The sequence below is a fragment of the Mesorhizobium sp. WSM4808 genome (genome assembly GCF_055811675.1).
Genome location: NZ_JBVVQX010000007.1, coordinates 1 through 23,378, shown reverse-complemented (window position 1 = coordinate 23,378; position 23,378 = coordinate 1). Strand labels below are relative to the sequence as shown.

Sequence of the window (23,378 nt, the reverse complement as noted above, 5' to 3'; positions counted from 1 at the left end):
GCGTTGGATCGGATTGGGAAAAGCATGAGAGGCCGGGGCAAAGGGCGTTGGTCATGACTGCGTCTGGCAACCGGTTAGTTCCAGCGTCTGAACAGGGCGCTGGCATTCACGCCGCCAAAGCCGAAGCCATTGGCGATCGCGTACTCCATCTCCATGGGCCGGGGCGCGTTTGCGACGAAGTCGATTCCGTCGCCGGCTGGATCGGCCTCGCCCAGGTTGAGGGTTGGCGGGGCGACCTGATCCCTGAGCGCCAGGATTGCGAAGATGGCACCAAGCCCGCCGGCCGCTCCGAGCAAATGTCCGGTCGCCGATTTCGTGGCACTGACAGCTATCGCGAAATCGCGCCCGAACACGCTCTTGATCGCTTCGATCTCACCCAGGTCGCCGACTGACGTGGATGTCGCATGCGCATTGAGATGACGAACCTCGCGTGGCGAAATCCCTGCCTGGGCAATCGCGATCTGCATGGCCCGGCGCGCGCCGTCGCCGTCCTCTGGTCCGGAGGTGACGTGGTGGGCATCCGCGGTCGTGCCGTAGCCGACGAGCTCAGCCAACGGCTTTGCGCCGCGCGCCAACGCGTGGTCCAATGCCTCGATGACCAGCACGCCGGCTCCTTCGCCCATGACGAAGCCGTCCCGCGATATGTCGAAAGGGCGCGAGGCTTGAGCCGGCGCCCAATTGAAGCCGGTTGAAAGAGAACGCGCCGCGGCGAAACCGCCGAGGCTGACGGTGTTGATACACGCTTCCGTTCCGCCGCATACGGCGATGTCGGCTTCGTTGGCGCGGATCAGGCGGGCGGCGTCGCCGATCGCTTGGATGCCCGCCGCGCATGCCGTCACCGGTGCGCCGAGTGGACCTTTGAAACCATGACGGATCGAGATGTGGCCCGCCGCGAGGTTTACAAGGAAGGACGGCACCGTAAAGGGAGACAGGCGGCGGGCGCCACGCAGGTCCACCGTGCGCACCGCCTCGGTGATGGCGGGGAACCCGCCGACCCCTGAAGCGATGATCGTGGCCGTGCGCAGGCGATCGATTTCCAGGGCAGGCTTCCATTGCGCCTGCGCGAGCGCCTCTTCCGCCGCAGCCAGCGCAAAGAGGATGAACCGGTCCACCTTGCGTTGATCCTTCGCCGACAGGACGGCATCGGCATCGAACCCAGCCTCCGGATCTTCGCCCAGGGAGGGAACCACGCCGCCAATCTTAACCGGCAGCTCTCCCACCACATCGTCCGGAAGCCTGCGAACGCCCGACCGGCCGGCAAGCAGGCGTGACCAGGACGCTTCGACATTGGCGGCAAGAGGCGTGACCGCTCCCATGCCCGTGACGACAATCCGTTGCATCTGCTCTCCTGTCCTTGGTGTGCCGGCGGCACTGCTCGCGCCGTTCAAGGGGCGACTGCTTCGCGAACCTGATCGGCCGCCGCATCCAGAAAAGCCCGCGCGAGGTCGGGGTCGTTGACGACCCGCGAGAGCACCACCGCGCCGACCATCGTCGAGAGAACGGCCATTGCCTTGTTGCCGGTCTTTTCGCTGTCGCCCTCGCCAACCCAACCGCCGAGCATCTCAAGGTACGCCTTGATGCCGGCTTCGAATGACGCCTTCACCTCGGCACCCTGCCTGGCTGCATCCGAACCGAGCGCAACGACCGGGCAGCCGTCCATCTTTTCCCCGCGATGATCCATGCTGAGGTAGAATGAGATCACCCCGTCGAGCGGGCTCCCAGGATGTGCGGCGGTCGCGGCCGACCATTTGTGGGTGGCGCTTTCCATCGCCCGCCTGGACGCCAGCGCCGCCAGATCGTCCTTCGACTCGAATTGCTTGTAAAAGGCGCCCTGGGTCAGCCCGGCACCCTTCATCAGGTCCTTGAGGCCGATGCCGTCAAAGCCGCGCTCCCGGAAAAGCCGGCTTGCCACATTGATCACGGTCTCGCGGTTTTCCGCGGCCTGAGTGCGACTCACACGCATCGTCATCTCCTTTTTTAGATTGTATTCGTAATCTATACCCTATATAGAGGGTGAACGCAATCTAAAAAAGGACAAATGAGATGATCCGCAAAACCCTGAGCGCCTCGCTGCTGGCCGCGCTGTTTCTTGCAACCCCGGCTCTTGCCGAGGAAGCCACCATCGGACGCCCGATCGAAGGCGGCAGCCTGCACCAGGGACACCTGGACATGGTGGCCTACTACGTTCCGCGCGGCGACCTGCTTGAGGTCACCGCCAATTTCGCACCGAAGGCCGGGGGTGATCCGCTGCGGGTTGTCATGGGCCTCGCCAACAGTGACTCGGTGGCGTTCTCCATACCGGGCTACCCGGGCTCGCTCTACGCGTTCTCGAGGTCCGGCAAGGAGGTGACGGTCTCGACCGAGACTGACACATCCCTGCGAGCCGACGCGACAATGCCCTGACATGACGCGCAGGCCGCGGCCGCACGATGCTGGCCGGGGCTCTCGCGTCGGAAGGGCGAGCCACCAACAAGTCTGGAGAGAGGTCACATGCTTTACAGCTATTTTGTCGAGAAATCGATCCGGCAGAGCTTCGACGACGTCAACAACCATCGCTGGGACGCGGCGGTGAAGGCCATCGCGCCGCATGTCCATCACCGGGTTGGTGGCGCCCACGCGCTTGGTGGGGAGCGCCACGACAAGCAAGCCCTGCGCCGCTGGTTCGAGCGCCTCGGCCGTGTTCTGCCCACTCTCCATCTCACGGTCAACCACGTCTGGGTGAAGGGTTGGCCGTGGCATACCACCGTGTTTGCCCAGTGGAATGGCACCGCAACCCTGCTCAACGGCGACACATCCTACGTCAACCGTGGTCTCCACGTGTTCACGCTGCGGTGGGGCACGGTTCATGCGCTCGAGGAGTTTTACGATTCACAGGCGGCAGCGCGCGGCCTCGCCGCCCAAGCGGCAGCCGGCCTCGAAGAAGCTGTCGCCGAACAGATAACAAGCTGAAGCGCGGTTCGAGGACGGCCGGGTTGCCCATGCGCCGACCGGCTCGGGTCCCGAGCCATCTCCGCTGCCGCGCTCCAACTTGTTGCAAGACGTTCAAATTTGAGCTTCCGCACTCATGCTTTGTCGAGAGTATCTCCTGTATTCACTTAAACGGTCTGCGCCGTAGTTTTAGCCGTTCTGAATCGCCGTCGGCGACGATGACGACGAAATAGGAGAACGCAATGGCTCGCAATCACGTTGAACGTCTTGGAGAGTTCAGGGAAATCCTGGTCGCAACCCGACGCGAAGGAGTCCGCAACGTGCACCATACCCGCGACGCAATGCGGGCAAGTGGCTTTCAGATAGGGGACAGCGATGGCTCCAGCTACGGAGCCGAGCTGAAGGCGCTCCAGGAAGAAATTGAGGCAGTCGATCGCGCCATAGAAGACGAGAAGCGGTTGGCCCAGGCCCTCGAGAGCGCAGCTCAATCCCGCCGGCCGAGCAAGCCGAGAATCGTGAAGGGAACATAGTTCCGCTCTCGGCCAAGACGTTCATTGCCTCGGTGCCAAGCGCCGGCTCACGGCACGAACGTTTCTGCAGGCGCCGCTTAATCAGCTACAAGGTCGGGACATGGCGACCGTCCTGTTTCAACCCCCCGAACACCAGCGGCGGCGCCAGTCGGTCGCGCCGCAGCCAGCGCGCCAGCAGCAGCGCGGCCACCACGGCCAGCCCCGTCGACAGGCCGATCCAGATGCCGACGCCATGCAGGCCGAAATGGAAGGCGAGCAGCACGCCGAGCGGCAGGCCGACGCCCCAATAGCCGATCGCGGCATAGATCATCGGCACCTTGGTGTCGTGCAGGCCGCGCAGCATGCCGGCGGCCACCGCCTGGGCGCCGTCGAAGACCTGGAACAGCGCCGCGAAGACGAGGAACGACACGGCAAGTTCGATCACCCTGGCATTGGCCGGATTGCCCAGATCGATGAAGGCGCTGATCAGCGGATGCGGCCACAGGATCATCACCAGCCCCATCAGCGCCATGAACGAGACGCCGATGACAAAGGCGGTCCAGCCGGCGCGCGAGACGCCTTCCGGATTACCGGCGCCATGCGCAAGCCCGACGCGCACCGTCACCGCCTGGTTGAGGCCGAGCGGCACCATGAAGGAGATCGAGGCGATCTGGATGGCGATTGCGTGCGCGGCCAGCGAATCCGCGTCGATCAGGCCCATCAGCAGGGCCGCCGCATTGAAGATCGTCACCTCGAAGGCGAGAATGCCGGCGATCGGCAGGCCGAGCCGCAGCAGACCCTTGAAGCGCGGCCAGTCGGCGCGCCAGAACCGGCCGGCGTGGCCGGAGACCAGTTGCCTGCGCCAGGAGGCCAGCGCCGCAGCGTGCGCGTCGGTCACTCTGCAGTCAGAACAACCTTGACGCTTTGGGAGCGGTCGGCGGCGAGGCGGAAGGCCTCGGGCGCGGACGAAAGGACGCGTTCGGCGGTAACCAGCTTCAAGACGTCGACTTCTCCATCGACGATGAGAGCGACCGCCTGATTGAATTCGGCGTCGAAACGGAATGACCCCTTCAGGTCGATCTCCTTGGCCATGACGGCGTTGGCCGGTACCGGGATCTGGCCGCCCGGCAGATTGCCGACCTGGACGACGACGCCGCCGCGCCGGACGCTGGCGATCGCCGCGGTAAGGCCGGCCGAGGTGCCTGAAATTTCGAAAGCAATATCGAATGGTCTGTCGGCGGCAAGCGCCTTGAGTTCGGCATCTCCGCCGGAAAGATCGATCGTCTGATCTGCACCCAGCCGGGTGGCGAAGGCGAGCGGCGCCGCGGCTATGTCGGCGACAGTTATCCCGCCGCAGCCTTTGAACCTGGCCGCGAGCATGGTGAGAAGTCCGATCGGCCCCGCGCCGAAGAGGATGACATTCCTGTCAGCGATCGCGCCGGCTCGCGCCACTGCGTGCAGGCTGACGGCGAGCGGCTCGGCGAGCGCCGCCGCTTGATATGCCACATGCTGCGGGACCTTGACGCATTGCGCCGGCGTGGCGTCGAAGACGCTGGCGAATCCCCCTTGCATATGCGGCGTCCTGGAAGCCGAACCCATGAAGTAGATGTTCTCGCAGAGATTGGCGCGGCCTTCGGCGCATCGCGCACAGTGCCCGCACCACCGCGAGGGGTTGACCGCTACGCGGTCACCGATGACAAGTCCGGACGCTGCTGCGTTGATCTCGACAATCTCTCCAGCAACCTCGTGACCGAGTACGAGCGGAGATGTGACGACGAAATCGCCGGTCCGCGCATGGCGAAAATAGTGCAGGTCGGAGCCGCATATGCCGCCAGCGCCGAAACGCACGCGCACCATGCCCGACACAAGGGGTTCGAGCGGACGCTCCACCATGCGCAGGTCTTCGGGGCTGAACAACGTCGCGGCGATCACATTGCCGGTCATTTGATCAGTCCCATTTGTGTCGGCAGCCACAGCGTGATGGCCGGAATGAAGGTGATCAGGATCAGCGCGACCAGCAACGGCACGAGCCAAGGCAGGATCGCCATCGTCGTGCGCTCGACCGACAGCTTGGCGATCCGCGAGAGAACGAACAGCACCATGCCGAGCGGCGGATGCAGCAGGCCGATCATCAGGTTGAGCGTCATGATCAGGCCGAAGTGCACGGGGTCGATGCCGTACAGGACGATGATGGGCAATAGGATCGGCACGAGGATGGTGATCGCGGCGATGGTATCAAGAAAGCATCCCACCACCAGCATCAGGATGTTGATCAGAATTAGGAACACCCATTTGTTCTCTGTCAGCGAGGTGATGAATATCGAGAACATCTGCGCCGCTTGGCTGACGGTTAGCAGCCACGCGAAGATCGACGCCGCGGTGACGATGAACAGAACCGACGCCGTCGTCTCAATCGTGTCGAAGCTGGCCTTGGCCAGCGTTGCGAAAGTCATCGTGCGATAGCGCACGAGCCCCAGGAACAGCGACCAGATGACCGCGGCCATGGCCGCCTCGGTTGGCGTGAACCAACCCATTGTCATGCCGCCGATCAGGATGATGGGCGTCATTAAAGCCATCACGGCGGAGAAGTCGAAATGCCAGTCGCAGGCGATCAGAACCGCGAGAGCGATGCCGACGGAGATGTTGAGCGACAACCCGGCGCTGACCAATATGTAGACCAGGACCGGAAAGCAGGCGACGACCAGGATCTCGAGAGACGCGGCGCCGAGTTTGCGCAGTTCGAACGGCGTGTCGGAGCCCCAGCCGCGGCGATAGGCGAAGATGGCGACCGTCACCATCATCAGCACCGTCATGACGACGCCGGGCAGGATGCCTGCCATGAACAGCGCACCTATGGAGACGTTGGCCATCATTCCGTAGATGACAAAGGGCAGCGACGGCGGAAAGATCGGGCCGAGCGTCGAGGATACGGCGGTGACGCCGACCGCCGCCTCGACTGGATAGCCGTGATCGCGCATGGCCTTGATCTCGATCGTGCCGATCCCGGCTGCATCTGCGAGGGCCGCGCCGGACATGCCAGAGAAAATCACCGATCCGATAATGTTCACCTGAGCGAGGCCGCCCTTCATCCAGCCGACGAGCGCCAGCGCGAACGAATAGATGCGCCCGGTGACGCCGGCGATGTTCATGAGATTGCCGGCGAAGATGAAGAAGGGCACGGCGAGCAGCGGAAAACTCTCGACGCCGGCGATCATGCGCTGCGCGGCGATGATGTCGGGCGCCACACCGTAGAAGACGAGGTAAAGCAGCGACGAGACGGCCATCGACACGGCGACGGGCACACCGATTAGCATCAGGACGAGAAAGGCACCGATCAAAAGCAGCATCGCCTTACTCCCCCAACCCGTCGAATGCGGCGGGGCGCTCGAGCACCGAGTAGCCGCGGCGAACATTGCCGACGAACACCTGGACCGCGCGAAGCATCATCAGCACGAAGCCGGCGAAGACGGAGTAGAAGACGATGTTGCGCGGCAGGTTGATCGTGACCATCCGCTCGCGGTGGACGATCCCGACATAGCGCCACAGAAGCCAGGACATGTAGGCGAAAAAGCCGATGGTGATCAGGTTCACCGCAAGCGCCAGATAGCGCCCGACCCGCGCCGGCAGATAGTGGTAAAGCACATCGACTTGGATGTGGCGCGACATGCGGGTGCACATCACGGAACCCAGAAACACGACGACGACAAGGCAGTTGATCGCGATCTCTTCGGTCCAGGCATAGCTGTTGTTGAGGACATAGCGGGTGAAGAACTGCAGGAAGACGCAGAGCGACATGCCCCAGAACACGGCGAGCGTCGCCCAGTCCTCGACTGCGTAGCGAGAGAGGTCGACGGGCGCGGTCTCCTCCTCGAAGGCATGCGCCAGTTCTTCGGCTGTCACCGGGTTGTGAATCTCTTCAGTCATCGGCATGGCTCCGGGTTGAACGACCTGCGCTGTCATTGTCCAAACCGGTCCGGACGCATATACGCCGGACCGGTTTGAAGCGATTACTTGATGGCGCGGATCGCCTCCCAATCTGCCTTGCGGTAGCCGAACTCCTCGAACGTCACTTTTTCCGTCACGTTCTTCTCGAAGTCGGCCCGATCGACTTCGGTCACGGTCAGGCCGCGGTCCTTGAAGGTCTGAACGAGGGCCTTCTCGCGATCCACGATGATCTTGGTGGCGCGCGCGGCGGCTTCCTGCATCACTTCGGTGAAGACCGCCTTGTCCGCGTCAGAGAGCTCGGCCCAGCGCGATTTCGACACGATTGTGTTGAGATGGTCGACGATATGACCGGTCAGGACGATGTGCTTCTGCACCTCGTAGAATTTCTTCGCGTCGATCGTCGTCAGCGGGTTTTCCTGTGCCTCGACCGTGCCCTGCTGCAGAGCCAGATAGACCTCGGCGAAGGCGATCGGGGCAGTGTTGGCACCGCAGGCGCGCGGCATTGCGAGGTAGGCCGGCACATCCGGCACCCGGATCTTCAGGCCCGCCATGTCCGCGCATTTCGCGATAGGGCGGTTCGAGGTGGTATGGCGCGTGCCGTAGTAGGTCGTTGCTGTGATGTGATGGCCGGATGCTTCCTCGTAGCCGCCGGTCAGTTCCTTGTATTTGTCGCTTTTCGCGTAAGCGAGCAGGTGGTCGGCATCGCGGAAGGTGAACGGAAAATAGGTCACCCCGATCGGCGGGAATTCGCGCGCCGCGAAGCTTGATCCGGAAATGATGATGTCGACCGTGCCCAGGGTCAGACCCTGATTGATATCGGCTTCCTTGCCGAGTTGGGACGCCGGAAACACGTCGATCGTATAGCGGCCGTCGGTGCGCTTCTTGATTTCTTCTGCTGCCCACAAGGCCTCCGTGTGGAAGGGCTCGGACGTTTCATACACATGCGCCCATTTCAACGCCGTTTGTGCCGAGGCCGAAGCCATGGGCAGAGCGATCGTGGCGATCGCGCAGAGCAGTGCGGTATACCTTGAAAACATCTTCATTCCTCCCTGTGATTGGACCGATGACGGCCGGATCTCCTCCCGGCTGGTTTTATTCCGCAACCTCCATGGTTGCGGGGCTCTCACCGAAATTGCGTGAGAATCGAAGTTGCGACCGACGCAGATGCTCCTGCATCGCCGCCTTTGCCCTTTCCGGATCGCGCGCCGCAATCGCGTCGCGCACCGCGCGATGCTCTACCGCGGCGGCCCGCCATGAGTCCTTGTTCTCGAAATAGCTCGAGAGACGTTCGAAATAGGGGTTCATGCGCTGGTCGAACATCTCGCCGATAAAACGCACCAGCACCGCGTTGCCGAGGATGCCCGCCACCGTCGTATGGAATTCCCGGTCAAGCATGATGGTCGTCGTGGCGGGCAGGCTTATGTCGTCCATCCGGCGCAGCGCATCGTCCAGCAGATCGAGATCGGTCGGCCGAACCTGGAGAGCGGCTTCCGCGGCGATCGCACCTTCGATGAACTCCCGCGCCCGCAGCAGTTCGAACGGGCCTTCATCCGTTTCTGCGGCGAGTATTTCGGCGCGCGGCGGGGCAGTGACGTAGATGCCAGAGCCTACGCGAATGCGTATGCGGCCCTCAACCTCAAGCGCAATCAGCGCTTCACGGACCGTCGGGCGCGAGATCCCCAACTGGTCGGCTAGTTCCCGCTCCGTCGGCAGACGGTCGCCAACGGCAAACTCACCAGAGCCGATCAACTGCCTCAATTGATCGGCGACCTGTCGATAAAGCCGACGCGGCTCAACAGCCTGAATAGGCATCGCTCCCTGCTCCCGAAGTCGCCTTCAATACAACAGGTAAATTGGTCTGGCCAATTGACCTTTAGCTTGTGGGCGGCACGAGTCAAGAGTGATGAGACGTTCATTGCCTCGATGCCAAGCGTCGGCTCATGGCGCTTAGCGGACGTTTCGAGGCAATTCTGCAGGCCCGGCAATGAGCCTCAATGTTAGCAAAAACGGCCGCCGGTGCCCGGCGGCCATTTCTACTTTCAATGCCCAAACGCAAAAGTCGGCGCGATCCGATCCCGCCGCAGCCAGCGCGCCAGAAGCAGCGCGGCCACCACGGCCAGCCCCGTCGACAGGCCGATCCAGATGCCGACGCCATGCAGGCCGAAATGGAAGGCGAGCAGCACGCCGAGCGGCAGGCCGACGCCCCAATAGCCGATCGCGGCATAGATCATCGGCACCTTGGTGTCGTGCAGGCCGCGCAGCATGCCGGCGGCCACCGCCTGGGCGCCGTCGAAGACCTGGAACAGCGCCGCGAAGACGAGGAACGACACGGCAAGTTCGATCACCCTGGCATTGGCCGGATTGCCCAGATCGATGAAGGCGCTGATCAGCGGATGCGGCCACAGGATCATCACCAGCCCCATCAGCGCCATGAACGAGACGCCGATGACAAAGGCGGTCCAGCCGGCGCGCGAGACGCCTTCCGGATTACCGGCGCCATGCGCAAGCCCGACGCGCACCGTCACCGCCTGGTTGAGGCCGAGCGGCACCATGAAGGAGATCGAGGCGATCTGGATGGCGATTGCGTGCGCGGCCAGCGAATCCGCGTCGATCAGGCCCATCAGCAGGGCCGCCGCATTGAAGATCGTCACCTCGAAGGCGAGAATGCCGGCAATCGGCAGGCCGAGCCGCAACAGGCCCTTGAAGCGCGGCCAGTCGGACCGCCAGAAGCGGCCGAACAGACGGTAGCGGCGGAACTTCTTCTCCAGCATCACCACGGCAGCCATGCCGATGAACATCAGCGCTGAGGACAACGAGGTGGCAAGGCCCGACCCGGCAATGCCCATTGCCGGCACGCCGAGATTGCCGAACATGAACACCCAGTTGAAGAAGACGTTGCAGGCGACGGCGACGAAGACGATGACCAGCGCCCAGCCCGGCCGTTCCAGCGCCGAGATGAACGAGCGCAGCACGATATAGAAGTAGAACGGCAGCACCGCCCATTCGAGCCAGCGCAGATAGATGCCGGCCTGACGGGCGAGCGCCGGGTCCTGGCCCATGGCCAATAGAATGCCCTCGCCGTGCCAAAGCACGAGCCAGATCGGGATCGAGATCAGGATCGCCAGCCACAGGCCCTGGCGCACGGTGCGGCGCAGGTCGCGCACCGAATAGCGGCGGCGGCCGAGCTCGGTAGCGATCATCGGCGAGGTCGCCAGCATCAGGCCGAGGCCGAAGATCAGCGGCATGAAATAAAGGTTGGCGCCAAGCGCGCCGCTGGCCAGCGTGTCCGGCCCCAGACGACCCATCATCATGACGTCGGTGGCAGTCATCGCGGTCTGGCCGAGATTGGTCAGCACCATCGGCCAGGCAAGCGCCAGCGTCGCCCTGATTTCCTGACGCCAAAGATTTTCCGGCGCGCGAGCGCCGGCTTCGATCGCAGACATTGTTCCGCTCTTTCCAGCTACGGCACGTCGGCCAGAGCCGGAAGCCGCATGTCAAACGGCAAAACCTTCGGTTTCGCGGCGTTTGCGTCAGCTTCTGGACGAAACGCGACATGAAGGCAAGAGAGGAGGGACGGGAACGGATTGAGCCAGCGACCGGCCCCGATGCTCTAGCGGATCGCGTCCAGCATCCGCCGCTGGCGGTGCATCTCGAGGAAAACCTTGTAGTCGCGCTCGAAACGCCCTGATGATTTCGGGTTCGACGGGCGCGTCCGGCCGCCTTGCTGCATGGCAAGACAGGCCGCGTTGAGGTCGGGAAACAGCCCGGCCGCGGTGGCTGCGATCATGCCGGTGCCGAGCAGCACCGCCTCGTCGGCCAGCGGCTCGATCACCGTGCAGCCGGTGGCGTCGGCATAGAGCTCCATCAGCAGCGGGTTCTTGGTATGGCCGCCGGTGACGTGCAGCGTGTCGATCAGATAACCGTTCTCGTTCAGCGCCTCCAGCACGTGGCGCACGCCGAGCGCGATGCCGACGGCGGTGCGCCAGTAGAGCTTGCACAGGCTGTCGAAGGAGGAGTCCAGCGTCAGCCCGCTGACGACGCCGACGGCATGCGGATCGGCGAGCGGTGAGCGGTTGCCGTGAAAGTCGGGCAGCACATGCAGCCTTGCGGCGAGGTTGTCGCCCTCGGTGGCGCGCAGCTCGGCGACACGCCTGGCGATCTTCGCATGCATGGCGGCATCCGGCTCGCCGCCGGCGCCGTGCCAGCGGATGATGTGGTCGAGCAGGGCGCCGGTCGCCGACTGGCCGCCTTCCGACAGCCACAGCCTGGGCAGTGCCGCGCCGTAATATGGCCCCCAGACGCCGGCGAAGGGCTGCGGATCCGGCGACATCGCCATGACGCAGCTCGACGTGCCGGCGATCAGCGCCAAATGCCGGCCGATATCCTGTTCGTCATCGGCAAAGCCGCCGAGCACGCCAAGCGCGCCGGCATAGGCATCGATGACCCCGGCGCCGACCCGGCATTTCTCGCTCAGCCCAAGTTCGGCCGCCGCTTGCGCCGTCAATCGACCGATATCGGCGCCGACGGGACTGGCCTTTTCCGGCAGGCTGCCGTGCTCGAAAAGATCGTCGAGGCCGACGAGTTCGAAGAAATCGCGCCGCCAGCCTGTCTCCTCATGCGCCAGATAGGTCCATTTGGCGGTCAGCGTGCATTGCGAGCGGGCCAGCGAGCCCGTCGCTTGCCAGGTCAGGAAATCGGTCAGGTCGAATAAATAGCCGGCTTCATTCCACGTCCGCGGCAAATTGCGCTTCAGCCACATCAGCTTCGGCGTCGCCATTTCCGGTGACATGACGCCGCCGATGTAATTCAGCACGGCGTGGCCGCTTGCCGTGCATTCGTCGGCCTCGGCGATGGCGCGGTGGTCGAGCCAGACGATGGTGTCCCAGCGCTTGTCGCCCGTGGTCGAGACGCTGAGCTGGCCGCCTTGCCGGTCGCGCACCACCAGCGAACAGGTGGCATCGAAGGAGATGCCGACAATGTCCTCAGGCTCGACACCGGCTTTTTCGCGGGCAGCACGCACGGCGGTGCAGACAGAAGACCATATGTCGCGCGAATCATGCTCGGCGTGATCGGGCTTCGGCTGGTTCATGGCGATCGGCCGCTCGGCGCGACCGAGCAAGGTGCCTGTGGTGTCGAGAATGCCCGCGCGAGCGCTCCCGGTGCCGACATCGACCGCGCAAACGAACTGTTTCGTCAAGATGCTCTGTCTCTCGCTCCCAGGCCTGCAATCAGATCGGGCAATTGCAGCATGTCAGCGAATATAAAGTCCGGCTCACTCGACGCAAGCCGCGCTTTCAAGGTCGGGTTGCCGGCATGCGAGCCGCCGGTGAAGGCAAACACGCGCATCCCCGCCGCGCGCGCAGCAATGATGCCGGCCGGGCTGTCCTCGACGACGAGACATTTGCGCGGATGGGCCCGCATGCTGGCGGCGGCATGCAGGAACAGATCCGGCGCCGGCTTTCCCTTGGCCACCATGGTGGCACTGAACAGATGCGGTTCCATCAGCCCAAGCAATCCGGTGACGTCGAGCGCGTAGCGGATGCGGTCGAGCGTGCCTGAGGACGCGACACAGAACGGCAGCCCAAGCTTCGGCAGCATCTTCTTGACGCCGGCGATCGGCTTCAGCTCCTCGCGGAATTTGCGCATCAGTTCGACGCGCATCTCGGTCAGGTGCAGGTCTGTGATATCGAGCCCGAAGTCGCGGCCGAGGATCTCGCGCACGCTTTTCATGCTCCTGCCGAGGAAATGCTCGTAGGCGGCATCCTCACTGACGCTGCCGCCGGCGACTTTGACCATGCCGAGCAGCGCCGAGACGGAGAGCGCCTCGCTGTCGACCAGCACGCCATCGCAGTCGAAGATGACCAGTTCAGGCGTCATGGCCGAGAATGGCTCTCAGAGCTTGCCGGCGAGGTAGCGCGTCAGCGTCGCGCGTGCGCCGTTCGCCCACAGCACGTTGAGCGCATGGGCGAAGGCCTCGACAAACGCCGTTGCGCGACCGACATCGCCATAGATGTCCTCCATGGCGAGCCAGGCGGCGGGAGCATCCTTTGCCGCCTTTGCCGTCGCCTGCAGCCGGTCCCAGCTCGGGTCGTTGGGCTCGATGACGGCGCCGCTGTCGGTGGTGCCGAAGCAGTAGCGGCACCACAATGCCGATTCCAGCGCCAGGCCGGCGACGCTCTTTCCGGCCTTCAGCCGGTCGGAGATGGTCGGGATGATGAATTTCGGCTGGCGGTTGGAGCCGTCGAGGCAGAGCCGGCGCACCGTGTCGCCGATCTTGGGATTGGAAAAGCGGCTCTCGATGAGCTGGTAATAATCTTCTAGGACCGTGTCCGGCACCGGCGGCACCGTCGGGATGATTTCGTCCCGTTCGAGCTTGGCCAGGAAACCGCTCACCAGTGGCTCCTGCATCGCCTCATGGACGAAATGGATGTCCATCAGGCCGGCCGGATAGGCAATCGTCGCGTGGCCGCCATTGAGGATGCGGATCTTCATCAATTCATAGGGCGCAACGTCTTTGACGAACTGCACGCCGACCTTTTCCAGTGGCGGCCGGCCGCCGGTGAAATGGTCCTCCAGCACCCATTGCCGGAACGGCTCGCAGAATACCGGCCAATTGTCCTCGAGGCCAAAATCCTTGGCCAGGATGCCGCGTTCGCGGTCCGTGGTGGCCGGCGTGATGCGATCGACCATGCCGTTCGGGAAGGCGACATGCTCGCTGGCCCAGTTCGCCAGATCCTCGTCGATCAAACGGGCCAGGCCGATGACGCCGTCCGAGGTGACATGGCCGTTGTGGGGAATGTTGTCGCACGACATGACCGTGAACGGCACGGTGCCTTCATCGCGCCGCCGCACCAGCCCGGCAAGGATGATGCCGAACACCGTCTTCGGTGTCGCGCCGGGCTGCGCATCGGCGACGATGTCGGGGTGGGTCGGGTTGAACACGCCGGATGCCGGATCGATGAAATAACCGCCCTCGGTGATGGTCAGCGAAACGATCTTGATCGCCGGGTCGGCCAGCCGTTCGATGATGCCGGCCGCATCGCCGGGCATCAGGAAGTCGATCATGGCGCCGGTGACCCGGGCGCTCATATGGCCGCTGTCCTGCTCGACCACCGTGGTCAGCCAGTCCTGCTCTTCCAGTTTGCCGCGGCCGATCTTTTCACCGTCGAACACGCCGGCGCCGATCAGTGCCCAGTCATGGCCGATGCCCGAATTGAACAGATCGTCGAGATAGACGGCCTGATGCGAGCGATGGAAATTGCCGACGCCGAAATGCACGATGCCGGCCTTCAATGTCGCGCGGTCATAGTTCGGCCCGGCGACCTCAGCGGGCAGTTTGGAGAGGTTTGAGGACGAGAGTTTCACGGTCATCTGTTTTACCCTTTGGCCGGATCTAGGCCTTCGTTACGCTCCTCTCCCGGTCGGGGAGAGGATAAGGGGTGGCACTGGCTACGCGCCCGCTGATGTCGGCCTCTGCTCCCCGCGGAGGGACGAGGAGCAGAGGCCGTCCCCCGCCTCAACTCATCCACTGGCCGCCGTCGACATTGTAGGTCTGGGCGACGATGTATTCGGCGTCGCTGCTGGCGAGAAAAACCGCCATGCCGGTGAGGTCCTGCGCCGTGCCCATGCGGCCATACGGCACTGTCTCGCCGACCAGCTTCTTCTTCTCGCCCTTCGGCCGGTTCTCATATTTGGCGAACAGCGAATCGACGTGATCCCAGTGCTCGCCGTCGACGACGCCAGGGGCAATCGCGTTGACGTTGATGCGGTGCTTGATCAGGTCGAGCCCCGCTGACTGTGTCAGCGAAATGACGGCGGCTTTGGTGGCGCAATAGACGCCGACCAGCGCCTCGCCGCGTCGCCCGGCCTGGCTTGCCATGTTGATGATCCTGCCGCCCCGGCCAGCCGCGATCATCGAGCGGGCGGCTGCCTGCAGCATGAACAGCGTGCCAGCGACATTGACGGAAAACAATTTATCGTAGCTTGCCTTGGTGATCTCGACGATCGGTGCCAGATCGAAAAGAGCGGCGTTGTTGATCAGGATATCGAGGCCGCCGGTCTTCGTCTCGACGGCTTTCACCGCCGCCTCGATGGAGGCGAGGTCGGTGACGTCGAGCTTGACCGCATAGGCCCTGCCGCCGATCTCGGCGGCCGTCTTCTGCGCCGCCTCGAGATTGATGTCGGCTATGGCGACGGTGGCGCCTTCGCCGGCATAGGCTTCGGCGAAGGCTCTGCCGATGCCGCGGGCCGAACCTGTGATCAGCGCGGATTTGCCGGCCAGCCGCATGTTCAGATTGCCTTCCCGTCGGCGCCGAAGCGATGCAGCTTGGCCTTGTCGGGCGTTAGATAGATGGTGTCGCCATGATGGACGCCGAGTTCGCCGTCGGCGCGCACCGTCAGCGGACCGACGCCATCGGCCTGGACATGCAGGAAGGTGTCGGAGCCGAGATGCTCGGCGACGCCGACGACCGCCTTCCATTCGCCCGCCGTGGTCGAGATCTCCAGGTGTTCGGGACGGATGCCGATGGTCTTGGCGCCGTTTTTGGCAGCCGGCGCGCCTTCGATCAGGTTCATCTTCGGCGAGCCGATGAAGCCGGCGACGAACAGGTTCTTCGGCGTCTTGTAGAGCTCCATCGGCGAGCCGACCTGCTCGATGTTGCCGGCGTTCAGCACGACGATCTTGTCGGCCATGGTCATGGCTTCGACCTGGTCATGGGTAACGTAGATCATGGTCGTCTTGAGCTGATGGTGCAGCTCGCTGATCTCCAGCCGCATGGTGCCGCGCAGTGCCGCATCGAGATTGGACAGCGGTTCGTCGAACAGGAAGGCGGTCGGCTGACGCACGATGGCGCGGCCGATGGCGACGCGCTGGCGCTGGCCGCCGGAAAGCTGGCCGGGCCGGCGTTCGAGATAGTTCGTCAGGTTGAGCACGCGCGCCGCGTCTCCCACCTTCTTGTCGATCGTCGCCTTGTCCTCGCCGGCCATCTTCAGCGGGAAGCCGATGTTCTTGGCCACCGTCATGTGCGGATAGAGCGCGTAGGACTGGAACACCATGGCGAGCTTGCGCTTGGCCGGTGCCTCGCCGGTGACGTCGCGGCCGTCGATGTTGATGGAGCCGCCGCTGGTGTCCTCGAGCCCGGCGATCAGCCGCAGCAGCGTTGACTTGCCGCAACCCGACGGGCCGACGAAGACGACGAACTCGCCATTCTCGATCACCAGGTCGAGACCGGGGATGATGGACGTCGCTCCGAAGGATTTGGAGACGTTCTTGAGCGTGATATTTCCCATGATTTCCTCCCCGAGGGGTTATTTCTGCCGATTGCTTCGGGCAATTCCGTTACTTCACCGCACCACCAACTATTTGACCGCACCAAATGTCAGGCCGCGCACCAGCTGCTTCTGGCTGAACCAGCCCATGATCAGGATCGGCGCGATGGCCAGTGTCGAGGCGGCCGAAAGCTTGGCCCAGAACAGGCCTTGCGGGCTGGAGAACGAGCTGATGAAGGCGGTCAGCGGTGCTGCTTCCGTCGTCGTCAGCCGGATGGTCCAGAATGCCTCGTTCCAGGCCAGGATGATGTTGAGCAGCATCGTCGAAGCGATGCCCGGCACCGCCATCGGCGTCAGCACATAGACGATCTCGTTCCACAGCGACGCGCCGTCCATGCGCGCCGCTTCCAGGATCTCGCCCGGTATTTCGCGGAAATAGGTGTAGAGCATCCACACCACGATCGGCAGGTTGATCAGCATCAGCATGATCATCAGGCCGATGCGGCTGTCGAGCAGTCCTGTATCGCGGAAGATCAGGTAGATCGGGAACAGCACCGCGACCGCGGGCATCATCTTGGTGGACAGCATCCACATCAAGATGTCCTTGGTCCGCTTGGTCGGCGAGAAGGCCATCGACCATGCCGCCGGTATGGCGACGAGCAGGGCCAGGATGGTCGAGCCGACCGAGAGCAGCACCGAGTTGAAGAAGAACTTGAAGTAGCCGCTCTGCGCCTGGACCTCGGCATAGCTCTCGAACGTTCCCGACGGGATGATGCTGAAGCCCTGGATGGCTTCCTGCTCCGACTTGAACGAGGTGATGATCGTGTAGAGGATCGGGAAGAAGATCAGCAGGGCGACGATCCAGGCGGCAACTGTCGCAATCGTCTTGTGCTGGGTGGTGACTGAGCGTGCCATAGTAGCCTCCCTTACTTGTCCAGGTTCTTGCCGACGGCGCGCATGGCGAAGAAGGCAACGATGTTGGCGAGAATGACGGCGATCACACCGCCGGCGGATGCCTGGCCGATTTTGAACTCCAGCAACGCCTTCTGGTAGACGAGGAAGGGCAGGTTGGTGGAGGCGTATCCCGGGCCGCCATTGGTGGTGACGAGGATCTCGGCATAGACGGAGAGAAGGAAGATCGTCTGGATCAGGATGACGACCGTGATGGCGCGCGACATGTGCGGCAGCGTCAGATAGATGAAGCGGCTGATGAAGCCGGCGCCGTCCATCTCGGCGGCTTCCTTCTGCTCGCCGTCGAGCGACTGCAGCGCGGTCAAGAGAATGAGCGTGGCGAAAGGCAGCCATTGCCAGGCGACGATGATGATGATCGCCAGCATCGGATGCTGCCCGAACCAGTCGATCGGCTGGGCCCCGAAGAAGCGCGCTATGTCGGCGAACACCCCATATTGCGGGTGCATGATCATGTTCTTCCACACCAATGCGGCCACCGGCGGCATGACGAAGAACGGCGAAATGACCAGGATGCGCACGACGCCCTGGCCCCACATCGGCTGATCGATCAGCAGCGCCAGAAGGATACCGCCGATCACCGTGATCAGGAGCACGCTGACCACCAGGGTGAGCGTGTTGAGGATCGATTGCAGGAAGGCCGGGTTGGAATAGAACAGCGCGTAATTCGAGAAGCCGACAAAGCCGTCGCGGACCGGATTGAGCGGGTTGTATTGCTGGAAAGAGAACCAGATGGTGATGACCAGCGGCACAATCATCCAGACGAACAGCAGCACCACGGATGGCGCCATCATGAAACGGGCAAGCGAACGGGTCTGCTGAGTAGCCATGACGGTCACCCTTCACTGGTCAGACGGAATTTTCAAAAGGCGTTAAAGGCGGCCGCCCGAACTGGGAACTCGGGCGGCCGTTGCCGGTCAAGGAGGCGACCGGCAGTCGGCACCGGGAGGAGCCTTACTTGATGTATCCGCCTTCGGTCATTGCCGCGGTGGCAGCGTCCTGGGCCTGCTTCAGCGCGTCGTCGACGCTCGACTGGCCGGCAAGAGCCGCCGAGAAGAGCTGGCCGACCGTGGTGCCAAGACCCTGGAACTCAGGGATGGCGACGAACTGTACGCCGACATAGGGCACCGGCTTGACGGTCGGATGCGTCGGGTCGGCGGCGTTGATGGAGTCCAGCGTCATCTTGGCGAACGGAGCCGCCTTCTGGTACTCGGCGTTGGCATAGAGCGAGGAGCGCGTGCCCGGAGGAACGTTGGCCCAGCCTTCCTTCGAAGCGACCAGTTCGGCGTAGTGCTTGCTGGTCGCCCAGGAGACGAACTTCTGGGCGGCATCGGCCTTCTGCGTGCCGGCGGGGATCGCCAGCGACCATGCCCACAGCCAATTGCCGCGCTTGCCCAGGCCATTGTCGGGTGCCAGCGCATATCCAACCTTGTCGGCGACCTGCGATGCCTTGGGATCGGATACGAAGGACGCAGCGACGGTGGCGTCGATCCACATGCCGCACTTGCCCTGCTGGAACAGCGCCAGGTTTTCGTTGAAGCCGTTGGAGGACGCACCCTCGGGGCCGTCGGCCTTCATCAGGTCGACATAGAACTGCAGCGTGTTCTTCCATTCCGGCTGATCGAACTGCGGCTTCCAGTTCTCGTCGAACCAGCGGGCGCCGAAGGAGTTCGACATGGCGGTCAGGAAGGCCATGTTCTCGCCCCAGCCGGCCTTGCCGCGCAGGCAGACACCGTTCACGCCATTCGCGCGGTCGGTCATCTTGTCGGCGGCCTGCTTGATGAAGTCCCAGGTCGGCGCGTCGGGCATCTTCAGTCCGGCCTTCTCCATCAGGTCCTTGCGGTACATGACGAAGGAGCTTTCGCCGTAGAAGGGCGCGGCATAGAGCTTGCCGTCGACCGAAAGGCCGCCGGCGATGGCGGGGATGATGTCCTTGGCGTCATAGTCGTCGCCGAGCTTGTCGAGCGGCAGCAGCCAGCTCTGCTTGGCCCAGATCGGAACCTCGTAGGTACCGATGGTCATCACGTCGTACTGGCCGCCCTTGGTGGCGATGTCGGTGGTGACGCGCTCGCGCAGCACGTTTTCTTCGAGCGTGACCCAGTTGAGCTGGATGTCCGGGTTCGCCTTGGTGAAGTCGTCGGTCAGCTTTTGCATGCGGACCATATCGCCATTGTTGACGGTGGCGATGGTGATGGATTCGGCGTGTGCGGCGAACGCAAGCGTGCTGGCCGACAACAAGCCCAGGGTGAGCGTGCGAAGTTTCATCAAATTCCTCCCTTGAACCAAGATGAGCATTTGCCTTGGCTTTGGGCAATTACTCACTTGGCGTGAATTATGTCAAGTCGGATTCGATGCTGCAGCGCAGCACCCGGGCGACACCGCAGGCCGGGACGAGCGGAAATTGCCAGGGCGAGAATCATCCCGGCCGGATACAGTGAGGCAGCAGCGGATAGATCTGCGAAAACCAGGTGCAGCCCGAAAGCTTGCCGGTCAGCCGGCGATCTCGGCCAGCAGCCAGTCGCGGAAGGCACGGATCTTCGGCACGTTGCGGCGCGCTTCGGGGTAGACCAGCCAATAGGCATGGCCGTCGTCGCCAACAAGATCGAAAGGCTGGATCAGGCGCCCGTCGGCAAGTTCCGCCTTGAACAGCGCCCTGGTCAGGACCGCGACGCCATGACCGGCGATCGCCGCATTGGCCTCATAGGCCTGCGCGCCCATGCTGCTGCCGGGCCGCTTGGCAAGATCGTGCGAATGCACGCCGGCAGCCTCGAACCATTGCGTCCACCAGATGTCGCCGGGATCGAGGATCGGCAGCCGCAACAGGTCCGCCGGTTCCCTGACGCCGCCGATGCTTGCCGCGAGCTTCGGGCTCAGCATCGGGGTGAAGTCGGCATCGAGCAGCTTGTAGGCTTCCAGCCCCGGCCATTTGCCGCCGCCCGACCGGATGGCGAGGTCGACATCCTCGCGGGCGAAATCCGTCAGCCGGCTCGACGTTTCGAGCCGCACGGCAAGGGAGGGATGAGCGATCTGGAAAGAGCCCAGATGGTGCGCCAGCCAGTTCGAGGCAAAGGTCAGCACCGTCGTGACGCACAGCAATCCATCGGCGCCGCCACGCGCCGCCGCATAGGCCTGGCCGAGAATGGCAAAGGCCTCGCTGACCGCCGGCGCGAGGCGCTGTCCGGCCTCGGTGAGTGCGATCTGGCGCGGCCGGCGCAGGAACAGCGGTGCGCCGACCCGTTCCTCCAGCACCTTGATCTGATAGCTGACCGCTGCCTGCGTCATGGCGAGTTCGCCGGCGGCCTTGGTGAAGGAAAGATGCCGCGCCACCGCTTCGAACACCCGGATCGCCTGCAGCGGCGGAAGCTGTGAAACCTGCCGAGAGCTCAGGTCCGGCATAAAGCCTCCTTATGGGTCCTTATCGACGTTCGATTGGCAAAGGCCGCCGTCAAGACCGACATTCCCAGTCAACCCGTCATTCGGGTTCAGGATAGCGAAGGTTGACGATCATGACCATGGCGCAGCAGAAATGCACTCCCGCTCCGGATCACCGCTGGTTTTCGTGGCTTACGGATGGATTCGGCTGGTTCGCGGTCAAAAAACGGGCACATCTCGACATCAGGGACCTGTCGCCGCATCTGCAGCGCGATCTCGGTTTTCTCGATGGCAATGACCCTTTCGGGCGGCACAGCTAGCGCGGCTGGTTTTATCGCAAATCAGGTGTGGTTCCGGTCAGATGTTGGCCAGCAGGGCGGCGGCGGTCCGTTCATCGGTGATGAGGCCGTTGATCAGCCGCCGGTTCGCGGCCGCCAGGATGCCTGGCAGCTTTCGTTCGCCCATGGCCAGTGCGATGACCAGCGATTTCTCGCGTGACGGAAGCGACGCCGACGACACCCGGTCGTTGGTGATGCCCTCGATCATGCGGCCCTCCCTGTCGAATACCCAGCCGACGATCTCGGCGATGCCGCCGGCCTTCTGCAGCGCCTTCAATTCGCTCTCCGAAATGAAGCCGTCTTCGTAGAGCGGCGCCTTTGGGCCGAGATCGCCGATGCCGATGAAGGTGACGTCGGCCTCGGCGGCAAGCGCAAGCGTCGGCTGGATCATCGGCTGGTTGAGCAGCATCTCGCGCTCCTCCGGCGACGAGGCGATGACCGGCAGCGGCATCGGGAACGAGCGCGCCTTGACCCTGTCGGCCATGGTGAAGATGACGTTGTAGAAGGCTGCCGAGCCGTCCGGCGAGATGTTGCCGGTCAACGACACCACCTTGTGCTGCGGGCATTCCATCGGCGGCAACTGCTCGATCGCCGCCTTCAGCGTGCGCCCGGTGCCGATCGCCATGACGATCGGGGTCGGTGACCGCAACCGCCGCTCGATCTCGGCGGCAGCCGCCTCGGCGATGCCGATCGTGGTCGAGGACGAATTGGGGTCGCTCGGCACCACCTCGACCAGATCGAGCGCAAAGCGCGATCTCAGCCGTGCCGCCAGATCGAGGCAGTTGGCGATCGGATGGTCGACGCGAACCTTGATCAAGCCCTCCGACACCGCCAGCGATACCAGCCGCTGCGCCGTTTGCCGCGAAATGCCGAGCGTCGAAGCGATCTGGTCCTGTGTGTTGCCGGCAACATAATAAAGCCAGCCGGCGCGCGCCGCATCGTCCAGCCTGTTGCTGCCACCATCCTGCCGGCTATTCAAGGTCCTGCCTCCCGAGACCGCCGGTCATGAGAGCGGCCCATGCTCACTTTCGCAGGGAACAGCCTCCTGCGCAATTGTCAATCTCGGGGGCAATTGCTTGCTATTCATCGACGTAAGCACGGCCCAGTTTTTCTTCTCCCACGAAGTCTCTGTCGCCAAAGAGACTTGGCCGCGGCCGCGGCAGGCGGCACGTTCTTCGATCCCGAAGGTTTATCTCCCGGCTCAAACCCTTTAAGGGATGGCAAAAAGGAGCCTCGCATGATGCCGAAAGCGGTTTTCTGGGACATGGACGGCACGCTGGTCGACAGCGAACCGTTGCACGAAGCAGCCCTGGTGGCGGCGATGCGCAATGTCGGCCTTGTCCCGCCGGACGATCTGCATGAGCGCGTGCTCGGCGTCGCCGCCTGGCCGGTCTACGAGATGATGCGCGACGAGTTCGGCCTGGACCTGCCTTTCGACGACTGGATCGTGCGCAAATACGAGCATTATCTGCCGCTGGTGGAGAGCTTGAAGCCGCGCCCCGGCGCGATCGAGATCTTCAACGAGCTTCGTGCAAGAGGCATCCAGCAGGCCGTGGTCTCGAATTCGGACCGGATGATCGTCGACGCCAATCTGAGCATGGTCGGCCTGATCTACCCCGGCATGAAGACGATCAGCCGCAACGATGTGCGCGAAGGCAAGCCGCATGCCGAGCCGTTCCTGCGCGCCGCCTATCTGGCCGATGTCGACCCCGCGCACGCCGTGGCGATCGACGACAGCTGGCCGGGCGCCATGGCGGGACTGGCGGCGGGCATGAAAACGATCTTCTGGCCGGAAAAGCCGATGGAAGGCCCGCCCGGCGCTATCGTCATCAACAGCACCGAGGAATTGCGGACTGAACTGGGGCTTTAAGCTTGGGGAAAGTGGGTGGCTCTTCCTGCGACGTCGATGATTGGCGAAACCGGCGAATAAGAGCTGTCCAGCCGATAGATGGGTAACAGTTTGAACCGGATACATAGGTAACAGTTTTCCCCCTTATGATGGGTTCGCGGCAGCGCCAAGCGGTTGGGTTGGCGCGGCGCTGCGGCGAAC

Annotated in this window: 24 protein-coding genes and 1 pseudogene; 5 read left to right on the top strand and 20 right to left on the bottom strand. The window is 63.5% G+C overall.

The window, feature by feature from the left end:
- Nucleotides 1-74 precede the first annotated feature (74 nt).
- On the bottom strand, nucleotides 75-1,340 hold the full coding sequence (gene fabF, locus AC0L2U_RS14265) for a beta-ketoacyl-ACP synthase II (protein ID WP_127808342.1): 1,266 nt from the start codon (nucleotides 1,338-1,340) through the stop codon (nucleotides 75-77).
- A 44-nt stretch (nucleotides 1,341-1,384) separates the two neighbouring features.
- Nucleotides 1,385-1,963 carry a TetR/AcrR family transcriptional regulator gene (locus tag AC0L2U_RS14260; protein ID WP_127808341.1) on the bottom strand — a complete coding sequence of 193 codons (579 nt, stop codon included), beginning with the start codon at nucleotides 1,961-1,963 and terminating at the stop codon, nucleotides 1,385-1,387.
- Between the two features lie 80 nt (nucleotides 1,964-2,043).
- On the opposite strand from AC0L2U_RS14260, the gene AC0L2U_RS14255 reads away from it, so the two are divergent.
- From AC0L2U_RS14255 to AC0L2U_RS14245, 3 genes are all read left to right on the top strand, one after another.
- A complete protein-coding gene (locus tag AC0L2U_RS14255; protein ID WP_127808340.1) occupies nucleotides 2,044-2,403 on the top strand; it encodes a hypothetical protein in 360 nt (119 codons plus the stop codon).
- Between the two features lie 87 nt (nucleotides 2,404-2,490).
- Entirely contained in the window at nucleotides 2,491-2,949 is a 459-nt protein-coding gene (locus tag AC0L2U_RS14250) for a nuclear transport factor 2 family protein (protein WP_473602074.1), read from the top strand.
- 221 nt (nucleotides 2,950-3,170) lie between these two features.
- On the top strand, nucleotides 3,171-3,458 hold the full coding sequence (locus AC0L2U_RS14245) for a hypothetical protein (RefSeq protein ID WP_473602073.1): 288 nt from the start codon (nucleotides 3,171-3,173) through the stop codon (nucleotides 3,456-3,458).
- Between the two features lie 85 nt (nucleotides 3,459-3,543).
- Here AC0L2U_RS14245 and AC0L2U_RS14240 read toward each other — a convergent pair.
- From AC0L2U_RS14240 to gcvA, 16 genes and pseudogenes are all read right to left on the bottom strand, one after another.
- Nucleotides 3,544-4,272: pseudogene (locus AC0L2U_RS14240) on the bottom strand (MATE family efflux transporter); the annotation flags it as partial.
- 59 nt (nucleotides 4,273-4,331) lie between these two features.
- Nucleotides 4,332-5,381 (bottom strand): L-idonate 5-dehydrogenase, encoded by a 1,050-nt coding sequence (locus tag AC0L2U_RS14235; RefSeq protein ID WP_292338189.1) that lies wholly within the window; start codon nucleotides 5,379-5,381, stop codon nucleotides 4,332-4,334.
- On the bottom strand, nucleotides 5,378-6,784 hold the full coding sequence (locus tag AC0L2U_RS14230) for a TRAP transporter large permease (RefSeq protein ID WP_292338190.1): 1,407 nt from the start codon (nucleotides 6,782-6,784) through the stop codon (nucleotides 5,378-5,380). The genes AC0L2U_RS14235 and AC0L2U_RS14230 overlap by 4 nt, the downstream gene beginning before the upstream one ends.
- Before the next feature lie 4 nt (nucleotides 6,785-6,788).
- A complete protein-coding gene (locus AC0L2U_RS14225; RefSeq protein ID WP_473602072.1) occupies nucleotides 6,789-7,361 on the bottom strand; it encodes a TRAP transporter small permease in 573 nt (190 codons plus the stop codon).
- Nucleotides 7,362-7,444: 83 nt separating this feature from the next.
- Nucleotides 7,445-8,419 (bottom strand): sialic acid TRAP transporter substrate-binding protein SiaP, encoded by a 975-nt coding sequence (locus AC0L2U_RS14220; protein WP_473602071.1) that lies wholly within the window; start codon nucleotides 8,417-8,419, stop codon nucleotides 7,445-7,447.
- Nucleotides 8,420-8,474: 55 nt separating this feature from the next.
- Nucleotides 8,475-9,194 (bottom strand): FadR/GntR family transcriptional regulator, encoded by a 720-nt coding sequence (locus tag AC0L2U_RS14215; protein WP_292353218.1) that lies wholly within the window; start codon nucleotides 9,192-9,194, stop codon nucleotides 8,475-8,477.
- Nucleotides 9,195-9,421: 227 nt separating this feature from the next.
- A complete protein-coding gene (locus tag AC0L2U_RS14210) occupies nucleotides 9,422-10,825 on the bottom strand; it encodes an MATE family efflux transporter (RefSeq protein ID WP_473563931.1) in 1,404 nt (467 codons plus the stop codon).
- Nucleotides 10,826-10,992: 167 nt separating this feature from the next.
- Nucleotides 10,993-12,579 carry an FGGY-family carbohydrate kinase gene (locus AC0L2U_RS14205; protein WP_473602070.1) on the bottom strand — a complete coding sequence of 529 codons (1,587 nt, stop codon included), beginning with the start codon at nucleotides 12,577-12,579 and terminating at the stop codon, nucleotides 10,993-10,995.
- Nucleotides 12,576-13,259 (bottom strand): HAD family hydrolase, encoded by a 684-nt coding sequence (locus AC0L2U_RS14200; RefSeq protein ID WP_127396879.1) that lies wholly within the window; start codon nucleotides 13,257-13,259, stop codon nucleotides 12,576-12,578. The genes AC0L2U_RS14205 and AC0L2U_RS14200 overlap by 4 nt, the downstream gene beginning before the upstream one ends.
- Before the next feature lie 15 nt (nucleotides 13,260-13,274).
- Nucleotides 13,275-14,753: a mannitol dehydrogenase family protein gene (locus tag AC0L2U_RS14195; protein WP_128289359.1), complete on the bottom strand. Its 1,479-nt coding sequence runs from the start codon at nucleotides 14,751-14,753 to the stop codon at nucleotides 13,275-13,277.
- Between the two features lie 145 nt (nucleotides 14,754-14,898).
- Entirely contained in the window at nucleotides 14,899-15,669 is a 771-nt protein-coding gene (locus AC0L2U_RS14190; protein WP_128289360.1) for an L-iditol 2-dehydrogenase, read from the bottom strand.
- Nucleotides 15,670-15,671: 2 nt separating this feature from the next.
- On the bottom strand, nucleotides 15,672-16,670 hold the full coding sequence (locus AC0L2U_RS14185) for an ABC transporter ATP-binding protein (protein ID WP_127330447.1): 999 nt from the start codon (nucleotides 16,668-16,670) through the stop codon (nucleotides 15,672-15,674).
- Nucleotides 16,671-16,739: 69 nt separating this feature from the next.
- Nucleotides 16,740-17,564, bottom strand: coding sequence for a carbohydrate ABC transporter permease (locus AC0L2U_RS14180; RefSeq protein ID WP_023810705.1), 825 nt, complete (start codon nucleotides 17,562-17,564; stop codon nucleotides 16,740-16,742).
- 11 nt (nucleotides 17,565-17,575) lie between these two features.
- The gene (locus tag AC0L2U_RS14175; RefSeq protein WP_128289361.1) at nucleotides 17,576-18,448 is read right to left on the bottom strand and encodes a carbohydrate ABC transporter permease; all 873 of its coding nucleotides are present in this window, start codon (nucleotides 18,446-18,448) and stop codon (nucleotides 17,576-17,578) included.
- A gap of 124 nt (nucleotides 18,449-18,572) precedes the next feature.
- A complete protein-coding gene (locus AC0L2U_RS14170) occupies nucleotides 18,573-19,883 on the bottom strand; it encodes an ABC transporter substrate-binding protein (RefSeq protein ID WP_128289362.1) in 1,311 nt (436 codons plus the stop codon).
- Nucleotides 19,884-20,108: 225 nt separating this feature from the next.
- Nucleotides 20,109-21,014 carry a transcriptional regulator GcvA gene (gene gcvA / locus AC0L2U_RS14165; RefSeq protein ID WP_127808328.1) on the bottom strand — a complete coding sequence of 302 codons (906 nt, stop codon included), beginning with the start codon at nucleotides 21,012-21,014 and terminating at the stop codon, nucleotides 20,109-20,111.
- A gap of 110 nt (nucleotides 21,015-21,124) precedes the next feature.
- On the opposite strand from gcvA, the gene AC0L2U_RS14160 reads away from it, so the two are divergent.
- Nucleotides 21,125-21,310, top strand: a complete 186-nt coding sequence (locus AC0L2U_RS14160) for a hypothetical protein (RefSeq protein ID WP_127397766.1) — start codon at nucleotides 21,125-21,127, stop codon at nucleotides 21,308-21,310.
- A 37-nt stretch (nucleotides 21,311-21,347) separates the two neighbouring features.
- On the opposite strand, the gene AC0L2U_RS14155 is transcribed toward AC0L2U_RS14160, so the two are convergent.
- Nucleotides 21,348-22,307, bottom strand: a complete 960-nt coding sequence (locus tag AC0L2U_RS14155; protein WP_127268413.1) for a sugar-binding transcriptional regulator — start codon at nucleotides 22,305-22,307, stop codon at nucleotides 21,348-21,350.
- A gap of 258 nt (nucleotides 22,308-22,565) precedes the next feature.
- Between AC0L2U_RS14155 and AC0L2U_RS14150 the strand changes: the two genes are divergently transcribed.
- Nucleotides 22,566-23,198, top strand: coding sequence for an HAD family hydrolase (locus AC0L2U_RS14150; protein WP_292704151.1), 633 nt, complete (start codon nucleotides 22,566-22,568; stop codon nucleotides 23,196-23,198).
- Here the strand turns inward: AC0L2U_RS14150 and AC0L2U_RS14145 are convergent.
- The coding region (locus tag AC0L2U_RS14145) for a hypothetical protein (RefSeq protein WP_473602069.1) at nucleotides 23,195-23,378 on the bottom strand (184 nt) is incomplete at its 5' end. The genes AC0L2U_RS14150 and AC0L2U_RS14145 overlap by 4 nt on opposite strands.

Excerpts from the sequence above, each read along its gene's own strand:
- AC0L2U_RS14230 (WP_292338190.1), bottom strand. The coding sequence starts at position 6,784 with ATGCTGCTTTTGATCGGTGCCTTTCTCGTCCTGATGCTAATCGGTGTG.
- AC0L2U_RS14210 (WP_473563931.1), bottom strand. The coding sequence starts at position 10,825 with ATGTCTGCGATCGAAGCCGGCGCTCGCGCGCCGGAAAATCTTTGGCGT.
- AC0L2U_RS14195 (WP_128289359.1), bottom strand. The coding sequence starts at position 14,753 with ATGACCGTGAAACTCTCGTCCTCAAACCTCTCCAAACTGCCCGCTGAG.
- AC0L2U_RS14260 (WP_127808341.1), bottom strand. The coding sequence starts at position 1,963 with ATGCGTGTGAGTCGCACTCAGGCCGCGGAAAACCGCGAGACCGTGATC.
- gcvA (WP_127808328.1), bottom strand. The coding sequence starts at position 21,014 with ATGCCGGACCTGAGCTCTCGGCAGGTTTCACAGCTTCCGCCGCTGCAG.
- AC0L2U_RS14185 (WP_127330447.1), bottom strand. The coding sequence starts at position 16,670 with ATGGGAAATATCACGCTCAAGAACGTCTCCAAATCCTTCGGAGCGACG.
- AC0L2U_RS14160 (WP_127397766.1), top strand. The coding sequence starts at position 21,125 with ATGACCATGGCGCAGCAGAAATGCACTCCCGCTCCGGATCACCGCTGG.
- AC0L2U_RS14180 (WP_023810705.1), bottom strand. The coding sequence starts at position 17,564 with ATGGCACGCTCAGTCACCACCCAGCACAAGACGATTGCGACAGTTGCC.
- AC0L2U_RS14175 (WP_128289361.1), bottom strand. The coding sequence starts at position 18,448 with ATGGCTACTCAGCAGACCCGTTCGCTTGCCCGTTTCATGATGGCGCCA.
- AC0L2U_RS14235 (WP_292338189.1), bottom strand. The coding sequence starts at position 5,381 with ATGACCGGCAATGTGATCGCCGCGACGTTGTTCAGCCCCGAAGACCTG.
- AC0L2U_RS14245 (WP_473602073.1), top strand. The coding sequence starts at position 3,171 with ATGGCTCGCAATCACGTTGAACGTCTTGGAGAGTTCAGGGAAATCCTG.
- fabF (WP_127808342.1), bottom strand. The coding sequence starts at position 1,340 with ATGCAACGGATTGTCGTCACGGGCATGGGAGCGGTCACGCCTCTTGCC.
- AC0L2U_RS14250 (WP_473602074.1), top strand. The coding sequence starts at position 2,491 with ATGCTTTACAGCTATTTTGTCGAGAAATCGATCCGGCAGAGCTTCGAC.
- AC0L2U_RS14150 (WP_292704151.1), top strand. The coding sequence starts at position 22,566 with ATGATGCCGAAAGCGGTTTTCTGGGACATGGACGGCACGCTGGTCGAC.
- AC0L2U_RS14215 (WP_292353218.1), bottom strand. The coding sequence starts at position 9,194 with ATGCCTATTCAGGCTGTTGAGCCGCGTCGGCTTTATCGACAGGTCGCC.
- AC0L2U_RS14200 (WP_127396879.1), bottom strand. The coding sequence starts at position 13,259 with ATGACGCCTGAACTGGTCATCTTCGACTGCGATGGCGTGCTGGTCGAC.
- AC0L2U_RS14190 (WP_128289360.1), bottom strand. The coding sequence starts at position 15,669 with ATGCGGCTGGCCGGCAAATCCGCGCTGATCACAGGTTCGGCCCGCGGC.
- AC0L2U_RS14220 (WP_473602071.1), bottom strand. The coding sequence starts at position 8,419 with ATGTTTTCAAGGTATACCGCACTGCTCTGCGCGATCGCCACGATCGCT.
- AC0L2U_RS14225 (WP_473602072.1), bottom strand. The coding sequence starts at position 7,361 with ATGACTGAAGAGATTCACAACCCGGTGACAGCCGAAGAACTGGCGCAT.
- AC0L2U_RS14255 (WP_127808340.1), top strand. The coding sequence starts at position 2,044 with ATGATCCGCAAAACCCTGAGCGCCTCGCTGCTGGCCGCGCTGTTTCTT.
- AC0L2U_RS14170 (WP_128289362.1), bottom strand. The coding sequence starts at position 19,883 with ATGAAACTTCGCACGCTCACCCTGGGCTTGTTGTCGGCCAGCACGCTT.